The organism is Clostridioides sp. ZZV14-6153, assembly GCF_020657855.1.
GTDB lineage: Bacteria > Bacillota > Clostridia > Peptostreptococcales > Peptostreptococcaceae > Clostridioides.
Genome location: NZ_JAGWCZ010000007.1, coordinates 172,296 through 197,383, shown reverse-complemented (window position 1 = coordinate 197,383; position 25,088 = coordinate 172,296). Strand labels below are relative to the sequence as shown.

Below are 25,088 nucleotides of genomic sequence, written 5' to 3'. Positions count from 1 at the left end.
TTGACGTGAAAAACGCGTTAAGTTTGTTAGAGGTGGTTTGATGATTTTTAGATTGTTAAACTACTAGGGTGGTACCGCGAAACTATAGCCTTTCGTCCCTAGACAGGGATTGAGGGGCTTTTTTTTATACAAAAAAACGAAAGGGTGATATGTGTGCAAGAAAAATTACTTGCTTTACGTGAAGCAGCTTTAGCTGAAATAAAAGAGGCACAAAGCATAGAAAGTGTAGAAAGTTTAAGAGTTAAGTATTTAGGAAAAAAAGGTGAGATAACTGCCATACTTAAAGAGATGGGTAAATTATCTGCTGAAGAAAGACCAGTAGTTGGAAAAGTTGCCAATGATGTAAGAGAGAATATTGAACTTAGCATAAATTCTAAAAAAGAAGAAATAAATGCTATTGAAAAAGAAAGAAAATTAAGAGAAGAAGTAATAGATGTTACTCAACCTGGAAAAGTATTGAAAGTTGGAAAGAAACATCCAATAACTCAAATTATAGATGAAGTAACAGATATATTTATCGGAATGGGATTCTCTATAGCAGAAGGTCCAGAAGTTGAAACAGTAGAAAATAACTTTGATGCATTAAACGCTCCTAAAGACCATCCATCAAGAGATATGAGTGATACATTCTATATCAATGATGGTGTATTACTTAGAACTCAAACGTCTCCAGTTCAAGTAAGATCTATGAGAAGTCAAGAGTTACCAATTAAAGTAATAGCACCAGGTAGATGCTTTAGATTTGATTCACCAGATGCGACACATTCACCAATGTTCCATCAAATAGAAGGGCTTGTTGTTGGAAAAGATGTTACTATGGCAGAATTTAAAGGAACTATGGATATCTTCGTTGAAAAATTGTTTGGTTCTGATATCAAAACTAAGTTTAGACCTCATAACTTCCCATTTACAGAACCAAGTGCAGAGGTTGATGTTACTTGTTTCAAATGTGGTGGTAAAGGTTGTCCAATGTGTAAGTACGAAGGTTGGATAGAAATATTAGGTTCAGGTATGGTTCATCCAAATGTACTTAGAAATTGTGGAATAGACCCAGAAGTTTACAGTGGATTTGCATTTGGAGTTGGGGTTGAAAGACTTGCAATGCTTAAATATGAAATAGATGATATTAGATTATTATTCGAAAATGATATGAGATTCTTAAATCAATTTTAATTAGGAGGGTGTGTAGATGTTAGTATCTTTAAAATGGCTTAGAGACTATGTTGATATAGACATGGATGTAAAAGAGTTCGCTGATAAAATGACAATGACAGGAACTAAAGTTGAAACAATAGATTATTATGGTGAAGAAGTAGAAAATATATTAGTTGGAAAGATTTTAGAAATAAAACAACATCCAAATGCTGATAAGTTAGTTGTAACTAAAGTAGATGTTGGAGATAAAGTTGTTCAAATAGTTACAGGAGCTACAAATATATCAGAAGGAGATTATATTCCAGTAGCTGTAAATGGTTCTAAATTACCTGGAGGAGTTGAAATTACACAAACTGACTTCAGAGGGGAATTATCAGATGGTATGATGTGTTCAGCAGCTGAATTAGGTATAGATGAACATTATATTGAAGAATACAAAAGAGGTGGTATATATATTTTAGACCACGAAGACTCTTATGAATTAGGAAAAGATGTAAAAGATGTTTTAGGATTAAATGATGCTTTAATAGATTTTGAATTAACTTCAAACAGACCTGACTGCAAATGTATGATGGGTATAGCTAGAGAAGCAGCTGCAACTATAGGAACAAAAGTAAAATATCCTGAAATAGAAGTAAAAGAAAGTGATGAAGAAATAGACTTCAAAGTTGAGATAGATAATCCAGATTTATGTAGAAGATATGTTGCCAGAATGGTGACTGATGTAAAAATAGAACCTTCTCCATACTGGATGCAAAGAAGACTTACAGAAGCAGGTGTAAGACCTATAAGCAACATAGTTGATATAACGAACTTTGTAATGTTAGAGCTTGGTCAACCACTTCATGCTTTTGATATAAACCAAGTAGAAACAGGAAGAATAGTAGTAAGAACTGCTAAAGACGGAGAAAAGCTTGTAACACTAGATGATGTTGAAAGAACATTAGACAAAGATATGTTAGTTATAACAAATGGAGAAAAGTCACTTGGTCTAGCTGGTGTAATGGGTGGTGCAAACTCAGAAATAACTGATAAGACAAAGACTGTACTTTTCGAAAGTGCCAATTTCAAACCAGAAAACATAAGAATGACAGCTAAAAAAGTGGGAATTAGGTCAGAAGCATCTTCAAGAAATGAAAAAGCCTTAGACCCTAATCTTGCAGAAATAGCAGCAAATAGAGCTGTACAACTTGTTGAGATGTTAGGAGCAGGAAAAGTATTAAAAGGAACTGTTGATGTATATCCAAATAAACCAGAACCTAAAAAATTGGTGGTAAATCCTCAAAGAATCAACCATCTTTTAGGTGTAGATGTTTCAATGGAACAGTTTGTAGGAATTTTAGAATCATTAGAATTTAAATGTAATTTAATTGCTGATGATAAGCTAGAAGTAGATGTACCAAGTTTTAGAACAGATATGGAACAAGAAGCTGATGTATGGGAAGAAGTAGCTAGAATTTATGGATTTGAAAATATACCTTCTGTACAATTAGAAGGAAATACAACAGCAGGAGTTAAAACTTCAAAACAAAAATTCATGGAAGCACTAAAAAATAATTCAACTGCTGTAGGATTAAACGAAATATTAACATATTCATTTGTAAGCCCTAAGGGAGTTGACAAGATAAGAGTACCAGAAGGTAATATAAAGAGAAATTTTGTTAAGTTGATGAACCCATTAGGAGAAGAAACTTCTGTAATGAGAACTACTTTAATACCAAATATGTTAGATGTTTTATCAACTAATGTATCTCATAAAATAGAAGAAGTATCAGCATTTGAGTGTGGACATATATTCATACCACAAGATTCAGAACTTCCTATGGAAGCAAATAGAATGTGTGTAGGTATGTATGGTAAAGACGTAGATTTCTTTGCATTAAAAGGAACTATAGAAACTGTACTTATTAATGTAGGATTCAAAGATTATGAAATTGAACCTCAAGATAATAATACTACCTTCCACCCTGGTAGATGTGCTAAAATAGTGTATAATAATAAATATGTAGGTACATTAGGTGAATTGCATCCAGATGTTATAGAAAACTACAATCTAGGTCAAAGAGTTTATGTTGCTGAAATAGATATTGATTTTGTATTTGATAATTCTGATAGAACAAAGAATTATGTGCCATTACCAAAATATCCATCTACATCAAGAGATATAGCTCTTATTGTTAAGGATGATGTATTTGTAAAGCAAATAGAAGATATAATAAAGGAAAATGGTCAAGGATTAGTAGAAAGCTACAAATTATTTGATGTTTACAAAGGTTCTCAAATAGAAGCTGGATATAAATCAATTGCATATTCAATAACTTATAGAAGCAAAGATAAGACTCTAACAGATGAAGAAGTAGCTAAGGTGCATGATAAGATATTAAGTGAATTAAGCGAAAAATTGAATGCTAACTTAAGATCAAATTAACAACTAATGTCGTGGGAGGTTAGGATGAACAAAGTAATGGTGAAAATCCATGGCGTTGAGTATCCAATGGTTGGAGACAAGTCAGAGAAGTTTATGATTAGTATTGCTGATTTTGTTGATAAAGAAATGGATAAGATAACACGTCAAAACCCGAAACTAAGCTTATCAGTTGCTGCAATATTAACTGCATTAAATATATCAGACCTTTTATTTGAATGTTCAGATGAAAATGAGAGGTTGATTAAAGCTAATGAAGAATTGAGCAAGAAGGTTGGTTCATCTAACGAAGAGCTTCAATTAGAAATCAAATCTTTAAAACTTACAATAGCAGAGAAAGAAGCAGAAAATCGTGAAACTGAAGCTAAAATGAAAGAGTTAATTGAGATTATAGAGAATAAAAAGCAAGAAATATTTGAACTTAGTAATACAACAGAAGGCTCTAAAGCCGAGTTAGATGCTTATAAAAACAAGATAGAAGAGTTAACTGCTCAGCTTGAAGAATCAAATGAAAGAGCTACTATAGCTGAAAATTTAGCTTCTGAGTTTCAAAACAAGGCTTATGATTTACAGCTAAAATGTACAGGGTTAAATAATGATGTAAAAAACGTGGAATAAATTAAAAGATTTGCTGTCTCTTGTTTTTTGAGACAGCTTCTTTTAATTTATAAATAATAAATATAAATAACATATAATGTATATATAACTAGTGTATACATTGTATGCAAATATAAAATTTTATTTTAATATTAAAATAAAAAATGATATCTAAAAGAATTTTGATTTGGTATCTATCAGTAGAAAGTGAGATGTTTATATATGACAAAACAGAGCCAGATGTCTGAATCATTCTTCTTATGTGCCTTATTGGCGATAATAGGAGGATTTTTAGATATTTATACTTATGTAGTAAGAGGAAAAGTATTTGCTAATGCACAGACTGGAAACATAGTCTTACTAGGACTTAATATAGCAGAAGGTAATATAAAAAAATCTTTTTATTACTTGATTCCTATTTTGGCATTTATGTTAGGTGTATTTATAGCAGAGAAAATAAGAAAGTACTTTAAAAAGAATTCTAAGATTCATTGGCGTCAAGTTATCGTTATAATTGAAATGATTACAATACTTGTGGTTTCTTTTGTACCTAGAGGGCAATTTAATATGTTTGTAAATATTGCTATTTCTTTTATTTCTTCAATGCAAGTAGAGAGTTTTAGAAAGGTAAATGGAAATAGTTTTGCAACTACAATGTGTACTGGAAATTTAAGAAGTGCGACAGAAACATTATTTCATTATATACAGACTAAGAATATTTTTATGATAAAAAAGAGTTTGCAGTATTATTCTATTATTATATTCTTTATATTTGGAGCTATTTTAGGTACTTTTTTTACAAGAATTTTTGTAGAAAAATCAATCCTAATATGTTTCTTTATTTTGGCAGTAGTCTTTGGAATTATGTTTATCAATAAAGATGATTCATTTAATGAAAATTAACTTAATGTAAATTGATAAAAAAATGGAGTCATTATTTGATATACTTTATATAGTAAATAGTGTATAAATTTAATGTAAATATTTATGTTATAGATATAATTATATTAACCTAATAAGTATAAATAGAGGAGAAAAATATGAAAAAAATAGAATTACTTGCACCAGTTGGCTCTTTTGATTCACTGAAAGCAGCAGTACAAAATGGAGCAAATGCTGTGTACTTAGGTGGAAAAGACTTTAGTGCTAGAGCATCTGCAAATAACTTTGATAGAAATGAACTGATTGAAGCTGTTAAATATTGTCATATAAGAGGAGTACAAGTATTTGTCACTGTAAATACATTGATAAAACAGTATGAGATAGATGATTTTGTCGAGTATGTAAAATTTTTATATGATATAGATATTGATGCATTAATAGTTCAAGATATAGGTATGGCAAGGCTTATAAAAAAATTACTACCTGATTTTGAATTACATGCAAGTACTCAGATGGTAGCTCATTCATTAGAGGATGTAAAATACCTTCAAAGTGTAGGATTTGATAGAGTGGTCTTGGCAAGAGAATTAAATGTTGATGAGATAAAATGGATTTGTGAAAATACAACTGTAGATATAGAAGTATTTGTGCATGGGGCTTTATGTGTATGTTATTCAGGTCAATGTCTTATGAGTAGTATGATAGGAAACAGGTCTGGAAACAGAGGTAGATGTGCACAACCATGTAGACAAAAATATGAGTTAATAGATATAAATACAGGTGAAGTAGTAAATAGTAATGGAGAGTATTTATTAAGTCCTAGAGATTTAAGTACTATAGAAGATTTAGATAAAATAATCGAAGCAGGAGTATTATCTCTAAAAATTGAAGGAAGAATGAAAAAGCCAGAATATGTAGCTACTGTAGTTTCAGGGTATAGAGAAGCGATTAATGAGTTTATAAGTAAGAATAAAATAAATGTTTCTGAGGAAATAATAAATAATTTGTATACTATCTTCAATAGAAAGTTTACTAAAGGATATATATTAGGTGAAGTTGGTAAGGATATAATGAATTCTGATAGACCTAACAATCAAGGTCTATATGTTGGAAAAGTTTTAGACCATAATAGAAAAACAAAGAGACTTAGAGTGATACTAGAGAATACCCTTAAAAAAGGCGATGGAATCAACTTAGGTGGAGGGACTATTGGAAGAGTTATAAAAGATGGAGAGATAACTACAATAGCACACAAAGGAGATTTAATCGAATTAGATTTTATTGGGGAAGCAAAGAGAAATCAACTTATATTCAAGACTTCAGACAGTGAATTAATGGACAAAGTACAGTCTACATTCCAGCAAGATAAAGAACTTATAAAAACTAACATAAGTGCAAAAGTAAGTATTAAATTGGGTGAAAAACCAGTACTTTCTATAAGTGATTTTTGTGGTAATAAAGCAGTTGTAGAGGGTGAAAAGGTAGCTGAAAAAGCTATAAAGGTTGCTTTAAGTGAAGAAAAAATCGAAACACAGATTCAAAAACTTGGAAATACGCCTTATAAATTAAAAAATATAGAAATTGATTTAGATGAAGGTGTAAGTATGCCTATAAGTATATTAAATCAAATGAGAAGAGATTGTATTGAGCTTTTGGATGAAGAAAGAATAAAGATAAAAGATAGAAAATTTAAGGAAAGCAAATTAAAATACAGACCAATTAAAATAAATCGACATAAAGAATTTAATACAACTCCTAAACTTAGAGTTAAAGTTAAGAATTTAGAGCAATTAGAAGCAGTACTAAAATATAATGTAGATTTAATTTATTATGAAGATATAAACACGTTATCTGAAGCTTTGGAAATGGCTTCAAGTGAAGAAACACCTAGTCTTGAAGATAGATTAATCTATTCAGCACCAAGAATTATTAGAAATAGAGAATACAAACAGTTTGAAGTATTAGATAACATAAAAGGGCTTAATAAAATTCAAGTTGGCAATTGGGGTTCTATGGATTATTTTAAAGATAAAAATCTAAATATAGATTGCTATTTGAATACTTTTAATAGTGAAAGTATAAATCACTTTAGGGATGTAGGAGCAAGTACGGTTTGTTTATCACAAGAGTTAAATTTAAGTGAGATTGAACAAACGTTAAAATATACAGATGCAGAAATTGAAGCAGTGATATATGGATATACGCCTATGATGGTCACAGAATACTGTCCTATGGGGGTTGTTGTTAGAGATTGTAAAAAAGATAAGAGAGTAGCTAAATGTAAGGAGAGCAGTTATGCTCTAAGAGATTTTACAGATGCAAGTTATAGGATAACACAAGATATATTCTGTAGAAGCACTATTTACAATTCAAAGGTCACTTGTATGTTGGACAATCTTTATGAATTAGATGAAATTGGAGTAGATATATTTAGAATAGATTTTACAGTGGAAAATAGTGAAATGGTAAAAAAAGTTATTGAAGCCCATATTGAGGTTTTAAACAATAATTATAAACTTGGAGAAAAAGCTACTAATTTATATAAGCAATTGGACGAAATTGGAACAGTTGCAGGACACTACTATAAAGGTGTAGAATAGATATAACATGAAAAATATACATAAATATATAAAAAAACTTGAATTTATGTATATTAATATAAAAAAATATCATATATATGAAAAAACAGGGGGATTTCTGAAAATGAGAGAAGAAGCTTTAGAGATTTTATTTAAGTATTTAGAAACTGATAGAATGAGAAAACATTGCTATGCAGTTGAAGCAGTTATGAAAGATTTAGCCAAAAGACTAGAGCCAGAAAAAGAAGAAAAATGGGCAGTTGCAGGTCTTTTACATGATTTGGATTCAGATATAGTTGGAAGAAAGCCAGGAGAAATCTGTGAAGGTCATGCAACAACGACTGTAGAACTTCTTAAAAAAGAAAATTTTGGTGATGAAGAAATGTATAGAGCAATACTTGGTCATCATGATGGTATGGGAGTTACAAGAACTAGCCTAATGGAAAAAGCTATATATGCAGCAGACCCTATAACTGGATTTATAACTGCAATAGCTTTAGTTTATCCAGATAAAAAACTTACAAGTGTAAAGACAAAATCTGTAATTAAAAGAATGAAAGAAACAAGATTTGCTTCAAATGTAAATAGAGATGCAATGAGAAGTATAGAAGATATAGGTATCCCATTTGATGAATTTGCTGAGCTTTCTCTTAATGCAATGAAGAATATTAGTGATGTACTTGAAAACAATGAAAATGAGTAAATAAAAAATAGAAAAGAGAAAGTAAGGCGAATTATATGAAACTTACGACTATTTGTTATATAGAAAAAGATGGTAAGACTTTAATGTTGTATAGAAATAAGAAGAAAGATGATGTACATGAAGGTAAATATGTAGGTGTTGGTGGAAAGTTTGAGCAGGGAGAAACACCTGAAGAATGTATAATCAGAGAAGTTAAAGAAGAAACAGGTCTTACTATTAAGTCATTAACATATAAAGGATTGATAACTTTTCCAAAATTTAAAGATGAAGAAGATTGGTATATGTTTTTGTATTTTTCAGATGAATTTGAAGGAACTTTATCTAGCAAAGATTTAGATGATTGTAAAGAAGGTAAATTACTTTGGGTTGATAATGATAAAATATTTGACTTAAATATGTGGGAAGGTGACAGGTTATTTTTAGATTGGGCTAAAACAGGCAAAATTTTTAGTGCAAAGATAACATATGATAATGGCAAATTGAAAGATTACAGTGTAAATTTCTTAGATTAATTAAAAAATTAAAGCTTGTATATTGTTAAAAAAATAAAAATTGACTTAGACAACTATTTGATTTATACTAGAGTGAAAATTTTAAAATGGAGGAATAAGCTGGAATGATAGACATAAATTTAGACAAATGTGTAGGATGTGGCATGTGTGAGTCAGACTGCCTTGTAAATGCAATAAGAGTTAAAGAAGATAAAGCAAAGGTGAAAAATATTCTCTGTATTAACTGTGGTCACTGTATGGCGATATGTCCAACAGATGCAATAGAAATGCAGGGATTTGATAAAAATGAAGTATTAGAATTCAATCATGAAAAATTTGATTTAGAGCCTGAAAAATTACTAAACTTCATCAAATTTAGAAGAAGTATAAGAAGCTATAAAGACATAGAGGTAGAAGAAGAAAAAATAAAAAATATAGTAGAAGCAGGAAGATACACACCAACAGGTGGAAATAGACAACCTATAAGATACATATTAGTAAAAGAAAAACTAAAAGAAGTAAAAGAATTAGCAATAGAAGGGCTTTATAACTTGGCATTAAACACTGATGATGAAGACCCTGTACGTTCTATGTATAAAAATACATTTAAGAGAATGTACAAAAGATATAAAGAAGAAGGATATGATTCTCTATTTTATGATGCACCATTACTTATGGTAGTTGTTGGTGACACTTCTTTAGGAGGAAGTGTATATGTAGATGGTGGATTAGCTGCATCTAATATGGAGCTTATGGCTTATTCTCAAGGATTAGGAATGTGTTACAATGGATTTTTCGTTATGGCATCAAATGTAGAGCCAAAGTTAAAGGAATTATTGGGAATGAATGATAATGAAGCAGTTATAACTTCATTTATATTGGGATACCCAAGTGTAAAATATAAGAGAACTGTAAATAGAAATAGTGCTAAATTTGAAATAAGATAGAACTTAAAATGTATTATATACTAGCGATTAATACGAGAGAATGTATATATTTAATATAGCAAATTTATTGTAATAATCAAATAAATCAGTTATAATTTAGATATATTGTATATAAAAGGATATTTAAATTTTTAAGTAAATTTTTATATCCTTTTATATGCTAATCTATTTTTTCATATCTAAAAATTTATATAGTAATTTGCACTGTAAATCTTAATTATATGGAGGAGTGTATAGTGAATTCAAAAAAATTACTTTTATTAATTATTGTAATTGCGTCTATATTCACTTCTGGCATATTTCCTTTTAATGTTAATGCTTTAGGTAGTGATAGTCGTACTATTCGGGTTGCTTATCCTATTCAAAAAGGTCTAACTGAACTAGATAAGCAAGGTAAATACTCTGGATATACATATGAATATTTGTTGGAAATTGCGCAATATACTGGATGGAATTATGAATTTGTTCAAGTATCTGGAGATGAAAATGAAATTCTTACAAAACTAATGAAAATGCTAGAAAAAGGTGAGATTGATATAATGGGAGGCATGTTATACAATGAGCAGATGGAAAAATTGTATAATTATGCAGGTAATAGTTATGGAGTAGTAAATACAGTATTGCAAGTATTATATGAAAATACAGCTATTGATAGTATAAGTTTAGAATCTATGAAAGAAATTCGTATTGCTGTAATAGAGAATTCTAATACTAGGCTTAAAGAATTAAATGAATATTGCAAGATGAATTTAATATCACCTAAATTAGTATATTGTAAGTCACAAGAAGAACAGTTACAAGCACTAAAGAATGGTAAGGCAGATGCACTGCTTAATGTGAGTATGAGTCCAATAGAAGGTGTGCGTACTATAGCTAAATTCTCACCAAAACCATTCTATTTTATTACACCTAAAGGTAATACAGACCTAACTCAAAGGCTCAACTCAGCAATTAACAATATTGAACAGACAGACCCATATTTTTCAACTACTCTATATGAAAAATATTTTACACCAGAAAATAATAAGATGCTTTTGTCTGATGATGAAACTACATATATTAAAGATATAGATACATTAAAAGTTGGGGTACTTTTAAATAAGCCACCATTTCAAAACATAGATGAAAAAACAGGCGAATTAAAAGGGATATCAATAGATTTATTGAATCATATATCTGACAAAACTGGACTGAAATTTGAACTGGTACCTGCAAAGTCCCAAAAAGATTTGGACAAAATGACTGAAAATCATGAAATTGATATTGTAGCAGGAATGATTTATGATTATGAAAATTCTCGTAAACACAATGTAACTATGTCTCGGTCATTCGTTTCTACTCAATACATTATGATGATTAACAATAAATTAAATGAGAATAGTTTGGATGGAAAGCGTCTAGCTCTACCTAAAGGTATCATTTATGATAATTATTTTAAGGGAGATGTTGTATGGTATGATACTTTGGAAGAGTGTATAGAAGCCGTCAACAAGGGAGATGTAGATTATACTTATGGAGAAGGCTATTCTATACAGTACTATATGAATCAACCTAAGTACAAAAATGTACGTTTAGTTCCACAGACTTATGAGCCACAGAGTATTTGCTTTGGTATAGTTAAACCAAGTAAGCAGGAATTATTGGGTATATTTAATAAAGCTATTATAAGTATTCCATCAGAAAAGATGCAATCAATTATTTATCAAAATACTACATATAGACAAGATTTTTCACTGCTTTATATTATGCAACAAAATCCAATTGAAACTGTTTTAATAGTTGCTAGTTTATTACTTTGTATTATTGGAGGTATGGCATGGAGCTTGCATACACGTAAAAGTATGAATCAGAAAATCTCTTTGGAACTTAAAAAGCACTCTGAAGTGTATGAAATGGCAAGTGAATACTTTTTTGAATATGATTATAGACAAGATAAATTGATAGTTTCTATGAAAGGGAAAGGAATTAGTACTTATTATGGTATAAGTAAGAGTGATAATAGTACTATGAGTGAAATTGAAATAGAATATAATAAAAAGTTTTCTGATGTAATCAAATCACAGGAAAATGGGACTACTGAAATGTATTCTCTCTGCTCTGATGGTAATTGTCACTGGATTAGGATTACTTCAAAAATAATTTATAATGAAAAAAATGTACCAGTGTATGTAATTGGAAAAATATCTAATATTGATTCTGAAAAAGAGGAAAAGGATAGGTTACTGGATAAGGCTCAAAAAGATGGTTTAACAAATATTTTTAATGCAGCATATATTAGAAAGTTAACAGCAGAAAGTTTATCGACTTTATCTCCTAACAAAAACGGAGCTTTGCTAATTTTAGATATCGATTATTTTAAGTCTATTAATGACAATTATGGACATTTAGTTGGAGATGAAGTATTAATTGATGTTGCAAAAATGCTTGAAAGAAGTTTTGAAAAAGATGATATTGTAGGTCGCTTGGGTGGAGACGAATTTAGTATCTACATTAGAGATATAATAAATAAGGAAGAACTTGTCGCTAAATGTAATTATGTATATGAACAGATTCACCTTATAAAGTTACCAAATGGAAAAAGTGTATCTATAAGTATGGGTGTAGCGATAACAAAATATGGACAGAAATATGATGAATTATACAAAATGGCAGACGATGCTCTTTATGATTCTAAGAAGCAAGGAAGAAATAAATTTAAAATAGTAGAAGTATAATTTTTAGAAAGATTTACTATAGAAATTAGAAATAAGATATAATTGAACGAGTTTTGTATAATTGTAAATAAAATAGAAATGTTAATTTATATAAGATGAAGTATAAAAATATAATAAATTTCTAAATAGAAAGTATATAATAAATCTTTTTAAAGTGAAAATAATAAAGCCTAATGATGTATGTTATTATCATCATTAGGCTTTATTTCTATAAATTAATGCTAAAATTAAACTTGATGCTAACATTAGTCTTAATTTACAGGGTTAATTTTATATAGATTTACTTAGAATTAAAATCTCTTAAAACTTAGTCTTAATATTGGTTCATAGATTTTAATATTTCAATAACATAATCCCAAACATTAGCAATAGAAGGTATACTAACGTGTTCTTTTGGAGTATGAACATCAAACATATCTGGTCCTATAGAGATAGCTTCAGCATGAGGAAGTTTATCAAGTAATAATCCACACTCAAGACCAGCATGTAGAGCCATAACAGTAGGAACTTTACCAGTTAATTTCTCGTAAGTTTCACTACATATTTTTTCTAATTTAGAACCTTTTTTAAATTCCCAAGCTGGATATTGAGATGTAAGACCATAGTTAGCACCTAAAGCTTGAGCTAAAAGTCTTATTCTATCAGCTATCTCATCTCTAATAGACATAACAGAACTTCTAACAGAAGTTAAGAATTCAATAGTAGATTCTTTAGTTTCAATTATAGCGAAGTTAGTAGAACTTTCAACTAGCCCTTCTATATCAAGACTTACAGATTGAACACCGTGAGGAGTTAAGCTTGACATTTGAATAACTTTTTCTTTGCAGTCTTTAGTAAGAGCTTTAGTTGCAGAAGTTTCAACTACTGAATAAGCCATATCAGGGTCAGAAGTAGTAAACTCATGTTTAAATGCAGTTAAAATATCATTTATTTGTTTTTTAGCAGATTCAACATCAGCTTTATCAACGGCTATTACACACTTAGCTTCACGAGGTATAGCATTATGCTTAGTACCACCATCAACTGAAACCAATTCGTAATCAACATCTAGTACGCTTAATACTCTAGCTATTGCTTTGTTAGCATTTGCTCTTTGTAAAACAATTTCCATACCAGAATGTCCACCTAATAATCCAGTAACTTCAACTAATAAAGCTTGTTTGTCAGCTCCAACTTCTTTGTACTCAACAGGTAGACTAACAACACAAGTTTTACCACCAGCACAACTAACTAACAGGTATCCTTCTTCCTCGGAGTCCATGTTTAAGATATATTGACCTTTGATTAAGCTTGGGTCTAATGCATCAGCACCGTTCATACCATCTTCTTCATTAACAGTAACTAAAACTTCTAATGCTGGATGCTCTAAAGTATTATCTTCTAATATAGCCATACCCATAGCAACAGCGATACCATTGTCAGCTCCAAGAGTAGTTCCAGTAGCGTATATCATATCACCATTAATTCTTAATTTTATAGGGTCTTTAAGAAAATCATGTTCAACATTCTTTTCTTTTTCACAAACCATATCCATATGTCCTTGAAGAACTACTCCTGGACAATTTTCATATCCTTTTGTAGCAGGCTTTCTTATTATTATGTTTAAACTTTCATCTTGGATAGTTTCAAGCCCTAAATTTTTACCAAAGCTAAGTAAATAATCACTTATGCCTTTCTCGTTTCCAGAACCTCTAGGAATTTGAGATATTTTCTCAAAGTTTTTAAAAACATTTTCTGGCTTTAATCCTTCTAATACGTTTCCCATGACTTGTGTTCCTCCTTAATTTATCTATATAAGTAGCTATTTTTATAAAATAAGCTAAAATAAACTCCTTTAAAAAATATTAAAGAAGATTTTTTAACAGATTATATTACAAATAAAGCATGTTTATGTATAATATATAGATAGCTACATACATAGTATAATACAAAATATGTTTAAAATATATCTAAAAGAGAAAAAATATAATAAATTTAGAAATAAAAAAGAAATAAAACTTGCAGTTTTTATTGAAAATGCTTGGAAAGCATACATTTTAGATATTAAAGAAAAAAGTTAAAATATTGAGGATGGTGAATATAGAAAAATGAATGAGAAATCGTTAAGAGTTCTAGAATACAATAAAATAATAGATTTATTAAAGAAGAAAGCCTCATCTTCTTTAGGTCTAAAATATATAGAAAGTTTAGTTCCAAATACTGATTTTGTAGAAGTAAAGTCCATGCTAGAAGAAACTAGTGAAGCTCAATCAATTATTATAAAGAGAGGTTCAGTAGGTTTGGATGGTATTCATGATATAGAAGATAAGGTTAAAAGAGCCTATATAGGTGCATCTCTTGACCCAGGAAGTTTAATTATGATAGCGGATACTTTAAGAGTAGCTAGAAGATTAAAAAATAGTCTGTCTAGCAGTGATGAAGAAGATTTTAATTATCCAATAATACAATCTCTATCAAATTCTCTATATGTATATAAAGATATAGAAGACCAGATATACAATGCGATAATAAGTGAAGTAGAAATATCTGACAATGCTTCAAGTACACTTAGAGATATCAGAAGAAGAATAGCTCAAAAAAATCAATCCATTAGGTCTAAATTAAATTCAATAATAAGTTCAACTACTTATCAAAAATACTTACAAGATGCCATAATTTCTCTAAGAGGTGATAGATTTGTAGTACCTGTAAAATCTGAATATAGGTCGCAAGTAGCTGGTATAGTACATGACCAGTCATCTTCTGGTGCGACACTTTTTATAGAGCCAATGACTATAGTAGAGATGAACAATGAGTTAAGACAGCTAAAATTAGGAGAGCAAGAAGAGATAGAGAGAATTTTATCAGAACTTTCTGCAATGGTTGGAGAAGTAAGTGAAGATTTGATTTCCAATCAAGAGATACTCGGAAGATTAGACTTTGCATTTTCAAAAGGAAAACTTTCTATACAAATGAGAGGTATAGAACCTACATTAAATGAGGATAAATATTTAAATATAAAAAATGGAAGACATCCACTATTAGATAAGAAAAAAGTAGTGGCAAATACTATTTATTTAGGAAGAGACTTCCACACATTGGTAATAACAGGTCCAAATACAGGTGGTAAAACAGTTACAATAAAAACTGTAGGCTTATTTGCGCTTATGACACAAAGTGGACTTCACATACCTGCTGATTATGGAAGTAGTATGTGTGTGTATGATAATGTATTTGCAGATATAGGAGATGAACAAAGTATTGAGCAAAGTTTATCTACATTTTCATCTCACATGACAAATATAGTATCAATACTAAAAAACGTAACAGCAGACTCTTTAGTTATATTTGACGAATTAGGAGCAGGAACAGACCCTGTTGAGGGAGCTGCACTTGCAATAGCAGTATTAGAAGATATAAACTCTGTAGGAGCGAAATGTATAGCAACTACTCACTATAGTGAGCTTAAAAATTATGCTCTTACTAAATCTGGTGTAGAAAACGCAGCAGTTGAATTTGATATAGAAACTTTAAGTCCAACATATAAGTTACTTATAGGTGTTCCTGGAAAATCAAATGCGTTTGAGATTTCCAGAAAGCTTGGACTTAGTGACTATGTAATTTCACGTGCCAAAGAATATATAAATACAGATAACATAGCTTTAGAAGATGTATTACAAAATGTTGAAAAGAATAGAATCAAAGCTATTGAAGATAGAGAAGAAGCTGAAAGACTGAAGGAAGAGATAGAAAGACTAAAAGTAGAATACGACGAAAAACTTGAAAAATTAGTTACTCAAAGAGATAAGATGATTGAAAAGGCTAAATCAGAAGCATTTTCAATAACAAGACAAGCTAAGGAAGAAGTAGACCTTATAATAAAGGAACTTAGAAGTTTAGAACAAGAAAGAGCTTCTAAAGAAAAAAATCGTAAAATAGAAGAACTTAGAAAAGAATTGACTAGTTCTATGGGAAGTCTTCAACCAACAGTAAAAAGTATGATAGTTCCAAAGGTTTCAAGTAAAGAAATAAAAGACCTAAAACCAGGAGAAGAAGTTAAAGTAATAACTTTAAATCAAAAGGGTAGTGTGGTTTCTGTAGACAAAAAGAGAAAAGAAGCAGTAGTGCAAATTGGTATAATGAAGATGACTCTACCTTTTAAATCGTTACAAAAATCTCACAAGGATGTTTCAAAAAATGTTACTAAATCAACAAGAAATATCATAAGGGCAAAATCTGGAAATATAAAAAGTGAAGTTGACCTTAGAGGTTTAAATTTAGAAGAAGCTATAATGGAAGTTGAAAAATATCTAGATGATGCATATGTAGCAGGGCTAGAATCTGTAACAGTAATACATGGAATTGGTACAGGAGTGCTAAAAGCAGGACTACAAGATATTTTAAGAAAAAATAGACATGTAAAATCACAAAGAGGTGGCCAGTATGGAGAAGGTGGAGCAGGAGTAACAATTGTTAAACTAAAATAATTTGTATAGGAGCACATTTTTATGATATTAGTATCTGCATGTTTAATAGGAATAAATTGTAAATATAGTGGCGATAATAATGAAAATAAAGAAGTAAAAGAATACCTAAAAGGTAAAGACTTTATCCTTGTATGTCCAGAACAGTTAGGTGGTCTATCTACACCAAGACCACCTGCTGAGATAGTTGATGGGAAAGTAATCACAAAAGAAGATTATAAAGATGTAACAGAAAACTTTGTAAGAGGTGCTGAAGAAACTCTAAAAATAGCAAAGTTATATGTATGTAGCGAAGCAATACTAAAAGAGGGTAGCCCCTCTTGTGGATGTAATCTAGTGTATGATGGTAGTTTTTCAGGTAAAAAAATACCAGGGAAAGGTATTACAGCAAAGTTACTAGAAGAAGAAGGAATAAAAGTTAAGAGTGAAAAAGACTTATAGAAAGTCAATAATGGTATGGATAAAAACTGTAATTATAGTATTTTTAATAGATACAGAAAACATAATTATTAAAGTGTTTTGCCATGTAATGAAATACTTGAAAAAACACGGAATTTGATTTAACATAAAGAGATAAGCACAATATAAACCAGGAACAATGTAGAGAGGAGCAACAAGATGCAAGATTTCAAGGTAGCAATATCAAATTGCCTTAAAGAGAAAATAGAAGAATTGTCGATAGAAGAGATAGAGGCACTTATAGAAGTTCCACCAAACAAGGACATGGGTGACTATGCTTTTCCATGCTTTAAACTAGCTAAAGTATTTAGAAAAGCTCCAAACATGATAGCAAGTGAATTAGCAGAAAGTATAGAAGCTAGTGGAGAGATAACAAAAGTAATACAACTAGGCGGATATGTGAATTTTTTTGTAAACAAATCTCAATTAGCAGAAACTGTAATCAAAAAAGTATTAGATGAAAAAGAAAATTATGGTTGTAGCGATTTTGGAAAAGATAAAACTGTAATAGTTGAATACTCTTCTCCAAATATAGCAAAACCTTTCCATATAGGGCATATAAGAACTACAGTAATAGGTAATGCTCTATATAAGATATATGAATCACAAGGATACAAAACTATAAGAATAAATCATTTAGGTGACTATGGAACTCAATTTGGTAAGTTAATAGTGGCCTTTAAAAAGTGGGGAGAAAAGGAAGTAGTAGAATCTAATCCAATCCCAGAATTATTGAAATTATATGTAAGATTCCACGAGGAAGCTGAACAACATCCAGAAATGGAAGATGAAGCAAGAGCATGGTTTACTAAATTAGAAAATGGTGATGAAGAAGCAAAAGAATTATGGCAGTGGTTTAGAGATGAAAGTCTAAAAGAATTTAGTAGAGTATATAAACTTTTAGATATAGAATTTGATTCTCTAGCAGGTGAAAGTTTCTATTCTGATAAGATGGACAGAGTGATAGAATTATTAGAAGAAAAAAATCTTTTACAAGAGTCTAAAGGTGCAAGAATCGTTGATTTAGAAGAATATAAGATGCCACCAGCACTTATTACTAAGAATGATGGTTCAACATTATATATGACAAGAGATTTAGCTGCTGCAATATATAGAAAAGAAACTTATGATTTTGATAAGTGTATATATGTAGTTGGTTCTCAACAAAACCTACACTTCCAACAATGGTTTAAAGTAATTGAGCTTATGGGATATGAATGGGCAAAAGACTTGGTGCATGTTGGATTTGGTATGGTAGCTCTTGAAGAAGGGACTATGTCAACTAGAAAAGGAAGAGTTGTATTTTTAGAAGATGCATTAAATCAAGCTATAGATAAAACTAAGGATATTATACTAGCTAAAAATCCAAATGCTAAAAATGTAGATGAAATATCTAAACAAGTAGGTGTTGGGGCTGTAGTATTCCAAGAACTATCTAATAGTAGAATAAAAGACTATACTTTCTCATGGGAAAGAACATTGAGCTTTGATGGAGAGACTGGACCATATGTTCAATATACACATGCTAGATGCTGTGCAGTTTTAAGAAAAGCAGAAGAAAAAATCACTTCTGATATAGATTATAGTCTATTGGCTGACGAAGATAGTGCAGAAGTTCTTAGAGTTATAGAATCATTTAATAAAAATATTTTACTTGCTCTAAAGAAGAATGAGCCACACATAGTTACAAGATTTATGCTAGATTTAGCTCAAGCGTTCAATAAATTTTATCATGACAATCCAATTTTAGTGGAAAATTTAGAGATTAGAAAATCGAGACTTGCCTTGGTGCTAGCTACAAAGCAAACTTTAGAAAATTCTCTGAAACTGTTGGGAATGCACGCTCCAGAAAGAATGTAACACAATAAAATGTTGAAATAAAAAGAATAAAATTGAACTTAGTACGCAATTTGTATAACTGTAGAATATAGGGATGTCGAAAACTGATGCTTTACATATAAAAAAGTAGTATCGTATAATAATATATAGATAGTAGATTACAATGATTTTTGTACACTACTATCCCCCTATATATGACAGCTTCTTAACGGGCTGTCTCTTTTTTTTTAATAGCAGGATATTTAAATTAAGTTTTTGAGAAAGGATATATTTATGAATGACGTATTAATAAAAAAAGTCTACACATCTTCTTTTAATAATGGAAGTAAGGCTCTTAAAGATTTAATTATAATAAATACAAAATCCTTAATAGATGATAAAACTCAAAGATGTGTATATATAGACGAAAAGAGATTGAAAGATGAACTTATTTACTTTAGATTTTATGGAGAAAAAATAGGTAATGTCAATTTTTTAAATATTTTATTACCATTAATTTTATCAAATACTAATATTCAAAAAAGTGAAGATGAGGTTGTTAAACTAATAAAAAAATATGTGAGTTACTTTAAAAAAGAAGAATCTTTATTTGATTATTTATTAAGTTCTGTAGCGTATAATTCTATCATGCACAATCTTATAAATAACAGTAAAATTGAATATGTCGAATTACTACAAAATATTAAAGACAAGATAATAGGTTTTTCTATACAATTAGACAAGTCTGATATTGTAAAGTTTCAGATGGCAAGGATAAGCACAATACAATTAATTGATAAATATATTGATTTAAAATATGAAGATTATGATGAAGAAAGTATTCTACCAAGTGTTTTAAATATTTTATATGATATTTATATAGAAGACAGAAATGTAGAAAATCAAGGAATTAAAAGCATGAAAAAATCTATATTATCTATTTTAGGTGAAGAGACTGAATTAAACGAAGATAATATAGATTTTATTTTTTCTATGTCAGAATATGTTGTTAAGTTGAGAAAATATAAAATTGGGGTTAAAATGTATAATAAAAAAATAGACCCAAGTGGTCTTATAAGCCTTGAAGAAGGCGATACTACAATAGACCCCATATTTAATCAAATAACAGTTATGTCGAAAACCTTTAGTGATAATATATTAAGCATAAAGATAAATTCTAAATCAGGTATTTATATATTAAAGTTTAAAAAGGTTTAGGTTACTAGAGATTACTGTTTTTTTCTAAGTAATCCAAAAAATCTTTTTCTTTAGTGTCAGTTAAGAAACATAATTCTTTTACTATATTATTTCTAAGGTCGATAAAATCACTAATTTGGGTATTTTCATTAGTGTATTCAAGAGACTTTATAATAAGCAGTAAATCTCTTTTTGATAAAGAGTTGATAGATACTTTTTCAATTAATTCCATAAAAAACTTCCTTTCCTCATATTACTTGAAATTAATAATCTAATTATATAAATGTTATATAGACTTTACATATACTATTTTAACCTATAAGGGGTACAAAAAGCAGTATAATATTAAAAAGAGGTGAGAAATATTTGAAAATTTTATTAACAACGTTGAATTCTAAGTTTATTCATACAAATTTAGCTATAAGATACCTAAAAGAATTTGTAAGGGATTTAATAGAAGTTGACATGAAAGAATATACGATAAACAATGACTTAGATTATATTTTAAAAGATATATACAAAAATGAATATGATATAATTTTATTCTCAACATATATCTGGAATATAGGAGATATAGTTAAACTTTGTGACAATCTAAAAAAAATTAGACCAAATACTAAAATAGCTTTGGGCGGTCCAGAAGTGAGTTATGATAGCTATGAGGCAATGAAAAAATACGATTTTGTAGATTATATACTTTATGGAGAAGGAGAATTAATTTTTAGAGATTTAGTGCTTCATCTTAAAGGAAAGAAAGAAATAAAAAATGTAGACGGATTGGTATATAGACAAGGAAGCGAGATAATAGCAAATAAACCTATGGAACTTCTTCAAAATTTGGACGAGATTCCTAGTCCTTATGAAAATTTAAATCCAAAGGAATATGAAAATAGAATAGTATATTATGAGTCGTCAAGAGGTTGTCCGTTTAATTGTCAATACTGCTTATCTTCTACCATTCCTGGTCTGAGATATTTCAGCTTAGATAGAATAAAAAGGGATTTAAAAGCTTTAATAGATGCAAGAGTCTCACAAATTAAATTTATTGATAGAACTTTTAATGCAAATAAAAAAGTGGCTATGGAAATTATGGATTTTCTTATGAAAAATGATAATGGATATACAACCTATCATTTTGAAGTTACAGCATATTTGATAGATGACAAGATGATTGAGTTTTTGGCTGACTGTAAAGAAGGGCTTTTCCAGTTTGAAATAGGAGTACAGTCAACAAATGAAAAAACACTTGATGCAGTAGGAAGAAGAGATGATTTTAAAAAGTTATCTCATGTTGTGCAGACAGTAGCATCTTATAGAAATATACATCAGCACTTAGACTTAATTGCAGGACTTCCTTATGAGGATTATGAAAGCTTTGAGAACTCATTTAATGATGTATTTAATCTAGGGATAGAACACTTACAATTAGGCTTCTTAAAGATGATTAAGGGTACAGGTATGAGAAAGGTAGCAGATGAGCATGGATTTAAATATAAGGATTATGCTCCATATGAGTTTTTATACAATAATTATATAAGCTATGAAGAAACATTGAAATTAAAGGATATAGAAGATATACTTGAGAGATACTACAATTCTAAAAACTTTGTGTTGTCCATGAGATATATTATAGGCAGATTTTACAAACAAAGTCCTTTTAAATTTTTTGAAACTTTTGCTAAGTACTTTGATGAAAATGGGTATTTTGACTTGGCACAGGGGAAAAATCAATTATACAAAATATTACTGGATTTCTATAATGAAAAAATAAATATAGACAATGATGTATTTAATGATATATTAAAATATGACTATATTTCGCTAGGTAAGACATCAAATATACCACAGTTTTTTAATAAGTTAGATGTGGATGACTTTAAGAATAGATGTCATGTATTTTTACAAGATAATGATAACTTATCAACATATCTACCTAATTTTGTTGATAAACCAGCAAAACATATAATAAAATATGTTCATTTTGAACCGTTTAAATTTAATATTGTGGATTTAAAAAATAATATAAATACAGAAATAAGAGAAGAAGAAAACATAGTCTTATTTGAATACGATGATAAAAAAATATTTGAGAAATCTAAAACTCATAAAGTAGAAATTTAAGTATTTAGGAGGAAAAAATGGATTTTAAAATAGAAAAATATTTGCTAAAGAAGGCAGAAGAACTAGCTTTTATAACTATAAAGCATGGTGGAGAATTTAAATTAAAGAGTTATGATGTGCCAAAAGGTGGACTAGATGTACCTATAAAAAATGAGGTGCTAGTAAAAGGAATAAAAGAAAAAACTGCTCAAGATAAGTTAAACTCAATGTCTATAGCAGATGCAATGATATATATAATTGGTATAGATAGTAAATTTAAAAACAATGGAGAATATGAAAAGTTTTTAGATGCTTTGGCTAAGGATATTAACTTAGATTTAAAAGCATATATGGGATACATGTCTAGAAAGTACTTTGAGATTGGTGAACATACAGATTCTTTAATATATATAAAAGCATTTATAACTATGTATCCAGATGATTTAGATGCAATGTATAATTATGCAATTGTGTGCCAAGAGATAGCAAAACAATATCAAAAAGACCTAGATGATAAGGCTATGAATGCATTTTTACTTGAAGCGATGGCCAAACTTGAAAAGATAATAGATATTGATAGTGATTTTGCAGTAGGTTATTATCATTTAGGTTATCATTATTATAATCAAGGTCAATATTTAAAGACTAAACTGACATGGGAAGATGCATTAAGATTAGGTCTAGATGCTGACTTAGTGGCTGAAATACAAGAAAATTTAGGAAAGATGGATTTTAAAGTACAGTATGAAGAAGGATATACACTTATATTCCATGGTAAGTTCAAAGAAGGATTAGAAAAACTACTGCCATTAGAAGAAGAACATATGGATTGGTGGAATTTACTGTTTATGATAGGACTAGGATATAAGGGTATGGGCGAAATAGAGCAGGCTAAAATGTATTTTGAGAAGATATTAGTAATAAAACCTAAGCAAGTAGATGCTATAGTTGAATTAGGGCTTTGTGAAGCTTCTAAAAATAATTTAGATAAAGCCATAGAGTATTTTGAGCAAGCTGCCAAGATAAAAGAAGACCCAGAAATTCTTTGTAATTTAGGTATGGCTTACTTAAACAATGGTGATATTGATGATGCAACTTACTATATAGAAAGAGCTTATGAATTAAATCCACAGGATGAGATTACGATTGCTTGTTTAAGAGAGCTTGGTATAAACAAGTAAGAATGTTGTTAAACTGTATTAGATTCTATTAGGTTTTATTTTATTAGGTTGGATTTGATGTTAGTGAGTTTTATTTGATGTTATTAAATTTTATTAATTAAGAGTGGTAGAACATTTATTATGTTGTACCACTTTTTTATTTACTTCGTTTGGGAGCTTTTTACCTTTATTTACTCTTTGTAATATTATATTTCATAAATATCTTGAACTTGTAATAATTAAATATTAAAGCAGATTTTAGTTATACAAATTTTTTAGAACATAAAAAATAAATTGAGAAAAGATATATCAAATATGGTATTATTTAGTTAAATATATATAAGGGAGGGGTTACTTTTGATAAAGAAATTAGATGATATTTTAGAGCAGCTTAAAGGAGGAGAAAAAATAGTACTTTCTGTAGCAGCAGCTCACGACAAAGAAGTTTTAATGGCGATAAAGGATGCTGTAGAAAGAAATATAATTACTCCTATATTAGTTGGAAATGAAGGAAAGATAAGAGAAATATCAAAAGAAATAGAATTTGATTTGGGTGGAATTAAAATTATTGACAAGGATGATATTAAAGACTGTGCTGAAATAGCAGTTAAATTAGTATCAAGTAAAGAAGCTGATTTTGTAATGAAAGGCTTATTAGATACATCTGTTATATTAAAAGAAGTGTTAAATAAAGATTATGGTCTTAGAACTGATAGTTTATTAAGCCATGTTATGGTATATGAGTTAGAAAAATACCATAAGCTGTTGATAACTACAGATGGAGGAATGAATATAGCTCCTGACTATGAACAAAAGGCAAAAATATTAAAAAATTCTATAAAAGCAGCAAAATCTTTAGGTATGGAAACTGTAAAAGTTGCATGCTTAGCAGCTAAGGAAAAAGTAAATCCTAAAATGCAAGCTACTGTAGATGCAGATATGTTAGCAAAAGCTTGTCAAGCAGGAGAATTTGGAGATAATGTAATTGTAGAAGGTCCTTTAGCTTTTGACTTAGCAGTTTCAAAAGAAGCTAGCGAGATAAAAGGATTTAAGAGTGAAGTATCTGGAGATGTAGATATTATATTGGTTCCAACAATAGAAGTTGGTAATGGAATAGGAAAAGCCTTTACATATATGGCAGATTCTAAATCAGCAGGTATAATTATGGGTGCAAAAGCTCCTATAGTTTTAGTATCAAGAGCTGATTCACATGAATCTAAATTATACTCTATTGCATATGGAGCTATTGTAGCGAAAAGTATGAAATAAAAACATTAAGTGTGTAAAATAGATGCATTAAAAGATAAAAAGTAGTCATAATATCTGAATTAATGCAATATTAAAAAAATTTTATATAAAAAATAATTATAGCTTCAAATGAATATATACAAATGTTCA

At 29.3% G+C, this 25,088-nt stretch carries 18 protein-coding genes and 1 other annotated feature (1 of these 19 only partly in view); of the genes, 16 read left to right on the top strand and 2 right to left on the bottom strand.

Going from position 1 to position 25,088, the window contains the following annotated elements; all coding sequences use genetic code 11:
• Positions 1 to 103 (top strand) — a binding site (T-box leader); it begins 132 nt to the left of the window's first position.
• Between the two features lie 50 nt (positions 104 to 153).
• The 9 genes from pheS (at position 154) to KGF46_RS11105 (ending at position 12,493) form a co-directional block, all read left to right on the top strand.
• Entirely contained in the window at positions 154 to 1,173 is a 1,020-nt protein-coding gene (pheS, locus tag KGF46_RS11145; protein WP_227829449.1) for a phenylalanine--tRNA ligase subunit alpha, read from the top strand.
• 16 nt (positions 1,174 to 1,189) lie between these two features.
• A complete protein-coding gene (gene pheT, locus KGF46_RS11140; RefSeq protein ID WP_227861978.1) occupies positions 1,190 to 3,583 on the top strand; it encodes a phenylalanine--tRNA ligase subunit beta in 2,394 nt (797 codons plus the stop codon).
• Between the two features lie 24 nt (positions 3,584 to 3,607).
• Positions 3,608 to 4,198, top strand: a complete 591-nt coding sequence (gene zapA / locus KGF46_RS11135) for a cell division protein ZapA (protein ID WP_227829451.1) — start codon at positions 3,608 to 3,610, stop codon at positions 4,196 to 4,198.
• 201 nt (positions 4,199 to 4,399) lie between these two features.
• Positions 4,400 to 5,080 carry a YoaK family protein gene (locus KGF46_RS11130; RefSeq protein ID WP_227829452.1) on the top strand — a complete coding sequence of 227 codons (681 nt, stop codon included), beginning with the start codon at positions 4,400 to 4,402 and terminating at the stop codon, positions 5,078 to 5,080.
• A 137-nt stretch (positions 5,081 to 5,217) separates the two neighbouring features.
• Positions 5,218 to 7,659 (top strand): U32 family peptidase, encoded by a 2,442-nt coding sequence (locus KGF46_RS11125; RefSeq protein ID WP_227861977.1) that lies wholly within the window; start codon positions 5,218 to 5,220, stop codon positions 7,657 to 7,659.
• Positions 7,660 to 7,762: 103 nt separating this feature from the next.
• Complete coding sequence (locus KGF46_RS11120; RefSeq protein WP_227829454.1) at positions 7,763 to 8,341, top strand: HD domain-containing protein; 579 nt, start codon at positions 7,763 to 7,765, stop codon at positions 8,339 to 8,341.
• A gap of 35 nt (positions 8,342 to 8,376) precedes the next feature.
• Positions 8,377 to 8,853, top strand: coding sequence for an 8-oxo-dGTP diphosphatase (locus KGF46_RS11115; protein WP_227829455.1), 477 nt, complete (start codon positions 8,377 to 8,379; stop codon positions 8,851 to 8,853).
• Positions 8,854 to 8,957: 104 nt separating this feature from the next.
• The gene (locus KGF46_RS11110; RefSeq protein WP_227842774.1) at positions 8,958 to 9,779 is read left to right on the top strand and encodes a nitroreductase family protein; all 822 of its coding nucleotides are present in this window, start codon (positions 8,958 to 8,960) and stop codon (positions 9,777 to 9,779) included.
• A 221-nt stretch (positions 9,780 to 10,000) separates the two neighbouring features.
• A complete protein-coding gene (locus KGF46_RS11105) occupies positions 10,001 to 12,493 on the top strand; it encodes a diguanylate cyclase domain-containing protein (RefSeq protein WP_255611385.1) in 2,493 nt (830 codons plus the stop codon).
• 313 nt (positions 12,494 to 12,806) lie between these two features.
• Here the strand turns inward: KGF46_RS11105 and KGF46_RS11100 are convergent, their stop codons facing one another.
• Complete coding sequence (locus KGF46_RS11100) at positions 12,807 to 14,258, bottom strand: aminoacyl-histidine dipeptidase (RefSeq protein ID WP_227829458.1); 1,452 nt, start codon at positions 14,256 to 14,258, stop codon at positions 12,807 to 12,809.
• A gap of 322 nt (positions 14,259 to 14,580) precedes the next feature.
• On the opposite strand from KGF46_RS11100, the gene KGF46_RS11095 reads away from it, so the two are divergent.
• The 4 genes from KGF46_RS11095 to KGF46_RS11080 all read left to right on the top strand — a co-directional run bounded on the left by KGF46_RS11095 (position 14,581) and on the right by KGF46_RS11080 (position 20,451).
• On the top strand, positions 14,581 to 16,959 hold the full coding sequence (locus KGF46_RS11095; RefSeq protein ID WP_227861976.1) for an endonuclease MutS2: 2,379 nt from the start codon (positions 14,581 to 14,583) through the stop codon (positions 16,957 to 16,959).
• A 21-nt stretch (positions 16,960 to 16,980) separates the two neighbouring features.
• Complete coding sequence (locus KGF46_RS11090) at positions 16,981 to 17,397, top strand: DUF523 domain-containing protein (RefSeq protein ID WP_227829460.1); 417 nt, start codon at positions 16,981 to 16,983, stop codon at positions 17,395 to 17,397.
• Between the two features lie 177 nt (positions 17,398 to 17,574).
• The gene (argS, locus tag KGF46_RS11085) at positions 17,575 to 19,275 is read left to right on the top strand and encodes an arginine--tRNA ligase (protein ID WP_227856669.1); all 1,701 of its coding nucleotides are present in this window, start codon (positions 17,575 to 17,577) and stop codon (positions 19,273 to 19,275) included.
• A 252-nt stretch (positions 19,276 to 19,527) separates the two neighbouring features.
• Positions 19,528 to 20,451: a hypothetical protein gene (locus KGF46_RS11080; protein WP_227842776.1), complete on the top strand. Its 924-nt coding sequence runs from the start codon at positions 19,528 to 19,530 to the stop codon at positions 20,449 to 20,451.
• A gap of 4 nt (positions 20,452 to 20,455) precedes the next feature.
• Here the strand turns inward: KGF46_RS11080 and KGF46_RS11075 are convergent, their stop codons facing one another.
• Positions 20,456 to 20,662 carry a hypothetical protein gene (locus tag KGF46_RS11075; protein ID WP_227433457.1) on the bottom strand — a complete coding sequence of 69 codons (207 nt, stop codon included), beginning with the start codon at positions 20,660 to 20,662 and terminating at the stop codon, positions 20,456 to 20,458.
• 134 nt (positions 20,663 to 20,796) lie between these two features.
• Between KGF46_RS11075 and KGF46_RS11070 the strand changes: the two genes are divergently transcribed.
• The 3 genes from KGF46_RS11070 to KGF46_RS11060 all read left to right on the top strand — a co-directional run bounded on the left by KGF46_RS11070 (position 20,797) and on the right by KGF46_RS11060 (position 24,959).
• The gene (locus KGF46_RS11070) at positions 20,797 to 22,551 is read left to right on the top strand and encodes a B12-binding domain-containing radical SAM protein (protein ID WP_227829463.1); all 1,755 of its coding nucleotides are present in this window, start codon (positions 20,797 to 20,799) and stop codon (positions 22,549 to 22,551) included.
• 17 nt (positions 22,552 to 22,568) lie between these two features.
• Positions 22,569 to 23,711 (top strand): tetratricopeptide repeat protein, encoded by a 1,143-nt coding sequence (locus KGF46_RS11065; protein ID WP_227829464.1) that lies wholly within the window; start codon positions 22,569 to 22,571, stop codon positions 23,709 to 23,711.
• Between the two features lie 336 nt (positions 23,712 to 24,047).
• Positions 24,048 to 24,959: a bifunctional enoyl-CoA hydratase/phosphate acetyltransferase gene (locus KGF46_RS11060; protein WP_227829465.1), complete on the top strand. Its 912-nt coding sequence runs from the start codon at positions 24,048 to 24,050 to the stop codon at positions 24,957 to 24,959.
• Positions 24,960 to 25,088: the final 129 nt, after the last annotated feature.

Excerpts from the sequence above, each read along its gene's own strand:
- KGF46_RS11095 (WP_227861976.1), top strand. The coding sequence starts at position 14,581 with ATGAATGAGAAATCGTTAAGAGTTCTAGAATACAATAAAATAATAGAT.
- KGF46_RS11090 (WP_227829460.1), top strand. The coding sequence starts at position 16,981 with ATGATATTAGTATCTGCATGTTTAATAGGAATAAATTGTAAATATAGT.
- KGF46_RS11130 (WP_227829452.1), top strand. The coding sequence starts at position 4,400 with ATGACAAAACAGAGCCAGATGTCTGAATCATTCTTCTTATGTGCCTTA.
- KGF46_RS11100 (WP_227829458.1), bottom strand. The coding sequence starts at position 14,258 with ATGGGAAACGTATTAGAAGGATTAAAGCCAGAAAATGTTTTTAAAAAC.
- argS (WP_227856669.1), top strand. The coding sequence starts at position 17,575 with ATGCAAGATTTCAAGGTAGCAATATCAAATTGCCTTAAAGAGAAAATA.
- pheT (WP_227861978.1), top strand. The coding sequence starts at position 1,190 with ATGTTAGTATCTTTAAAATGGCTTAGAGACTATGTTGATATAGACATG.
- KGF46_RS11065 (WP_227829464.1), top strand. The coding sequence starts at position 22,569 with ATGGATTTTAAAATAGAAAAATATTTGCTAAAGAAGGCAGAAGAACTA.
- KGF46_RS11075 (WP_227433457.1), bottom strand. The coding sequence starts at position 20,662 with ATGGAATTAATTGAAAAAGTATCTATCAACTCTTTATCAAAAAGAGAT.
- KGF46_RS11080 (WP_227842776.1), top strand. The coding sequence starts at position 19,528 with ATGAATGACGTATTAATAAAAAAAGTCTACACATCTTCTTTTAATAAT.
- KGF46_RS11120 (WP_227829454.1), top strand. The coding sequence starts at position 7,763 with ATGAGAGAAGAAGCTTTAGAGATTTTATTTAAGTATTTAGAAACTGAT.
- KGF46_RS11125 (WP_227861977.1), top strand. The coding sequence starts at position 5,218 with ATGAAAAAAATAGAATTACTTGCACCAGTTGGCTCTTTTGATTCACTG.
- KGF46_RS11105 (WP_255611385.1), top strand. The coding sequence starts at position 10,001 with ATGGAGGAGTGTATAGTGAATTCAAAAAAATTACTTTTATTAATTATT.
- zapA (WP_227829451.1), top strand. The coding sequence starts at position 3,608 with ATGAACAAAGTAATGGTGAAAATCCATGGCGTTGAGTATCCAATGGTT.
- KGF46_RS11110 (WP_227842774.1), top strand. The coding sequence starts at position 8,958 with ATGATAGACATAAATTTAGACAAATGTGTAGGATGTGGCATGTGTGAG.
- KGF46_RS11115 (WP_227829455.1), top strand. The coding sequence starts at position 8,377 with ATGAAACTTACGACTATTTGTTATATAGAAAAAGATGGTAAGACTTTA.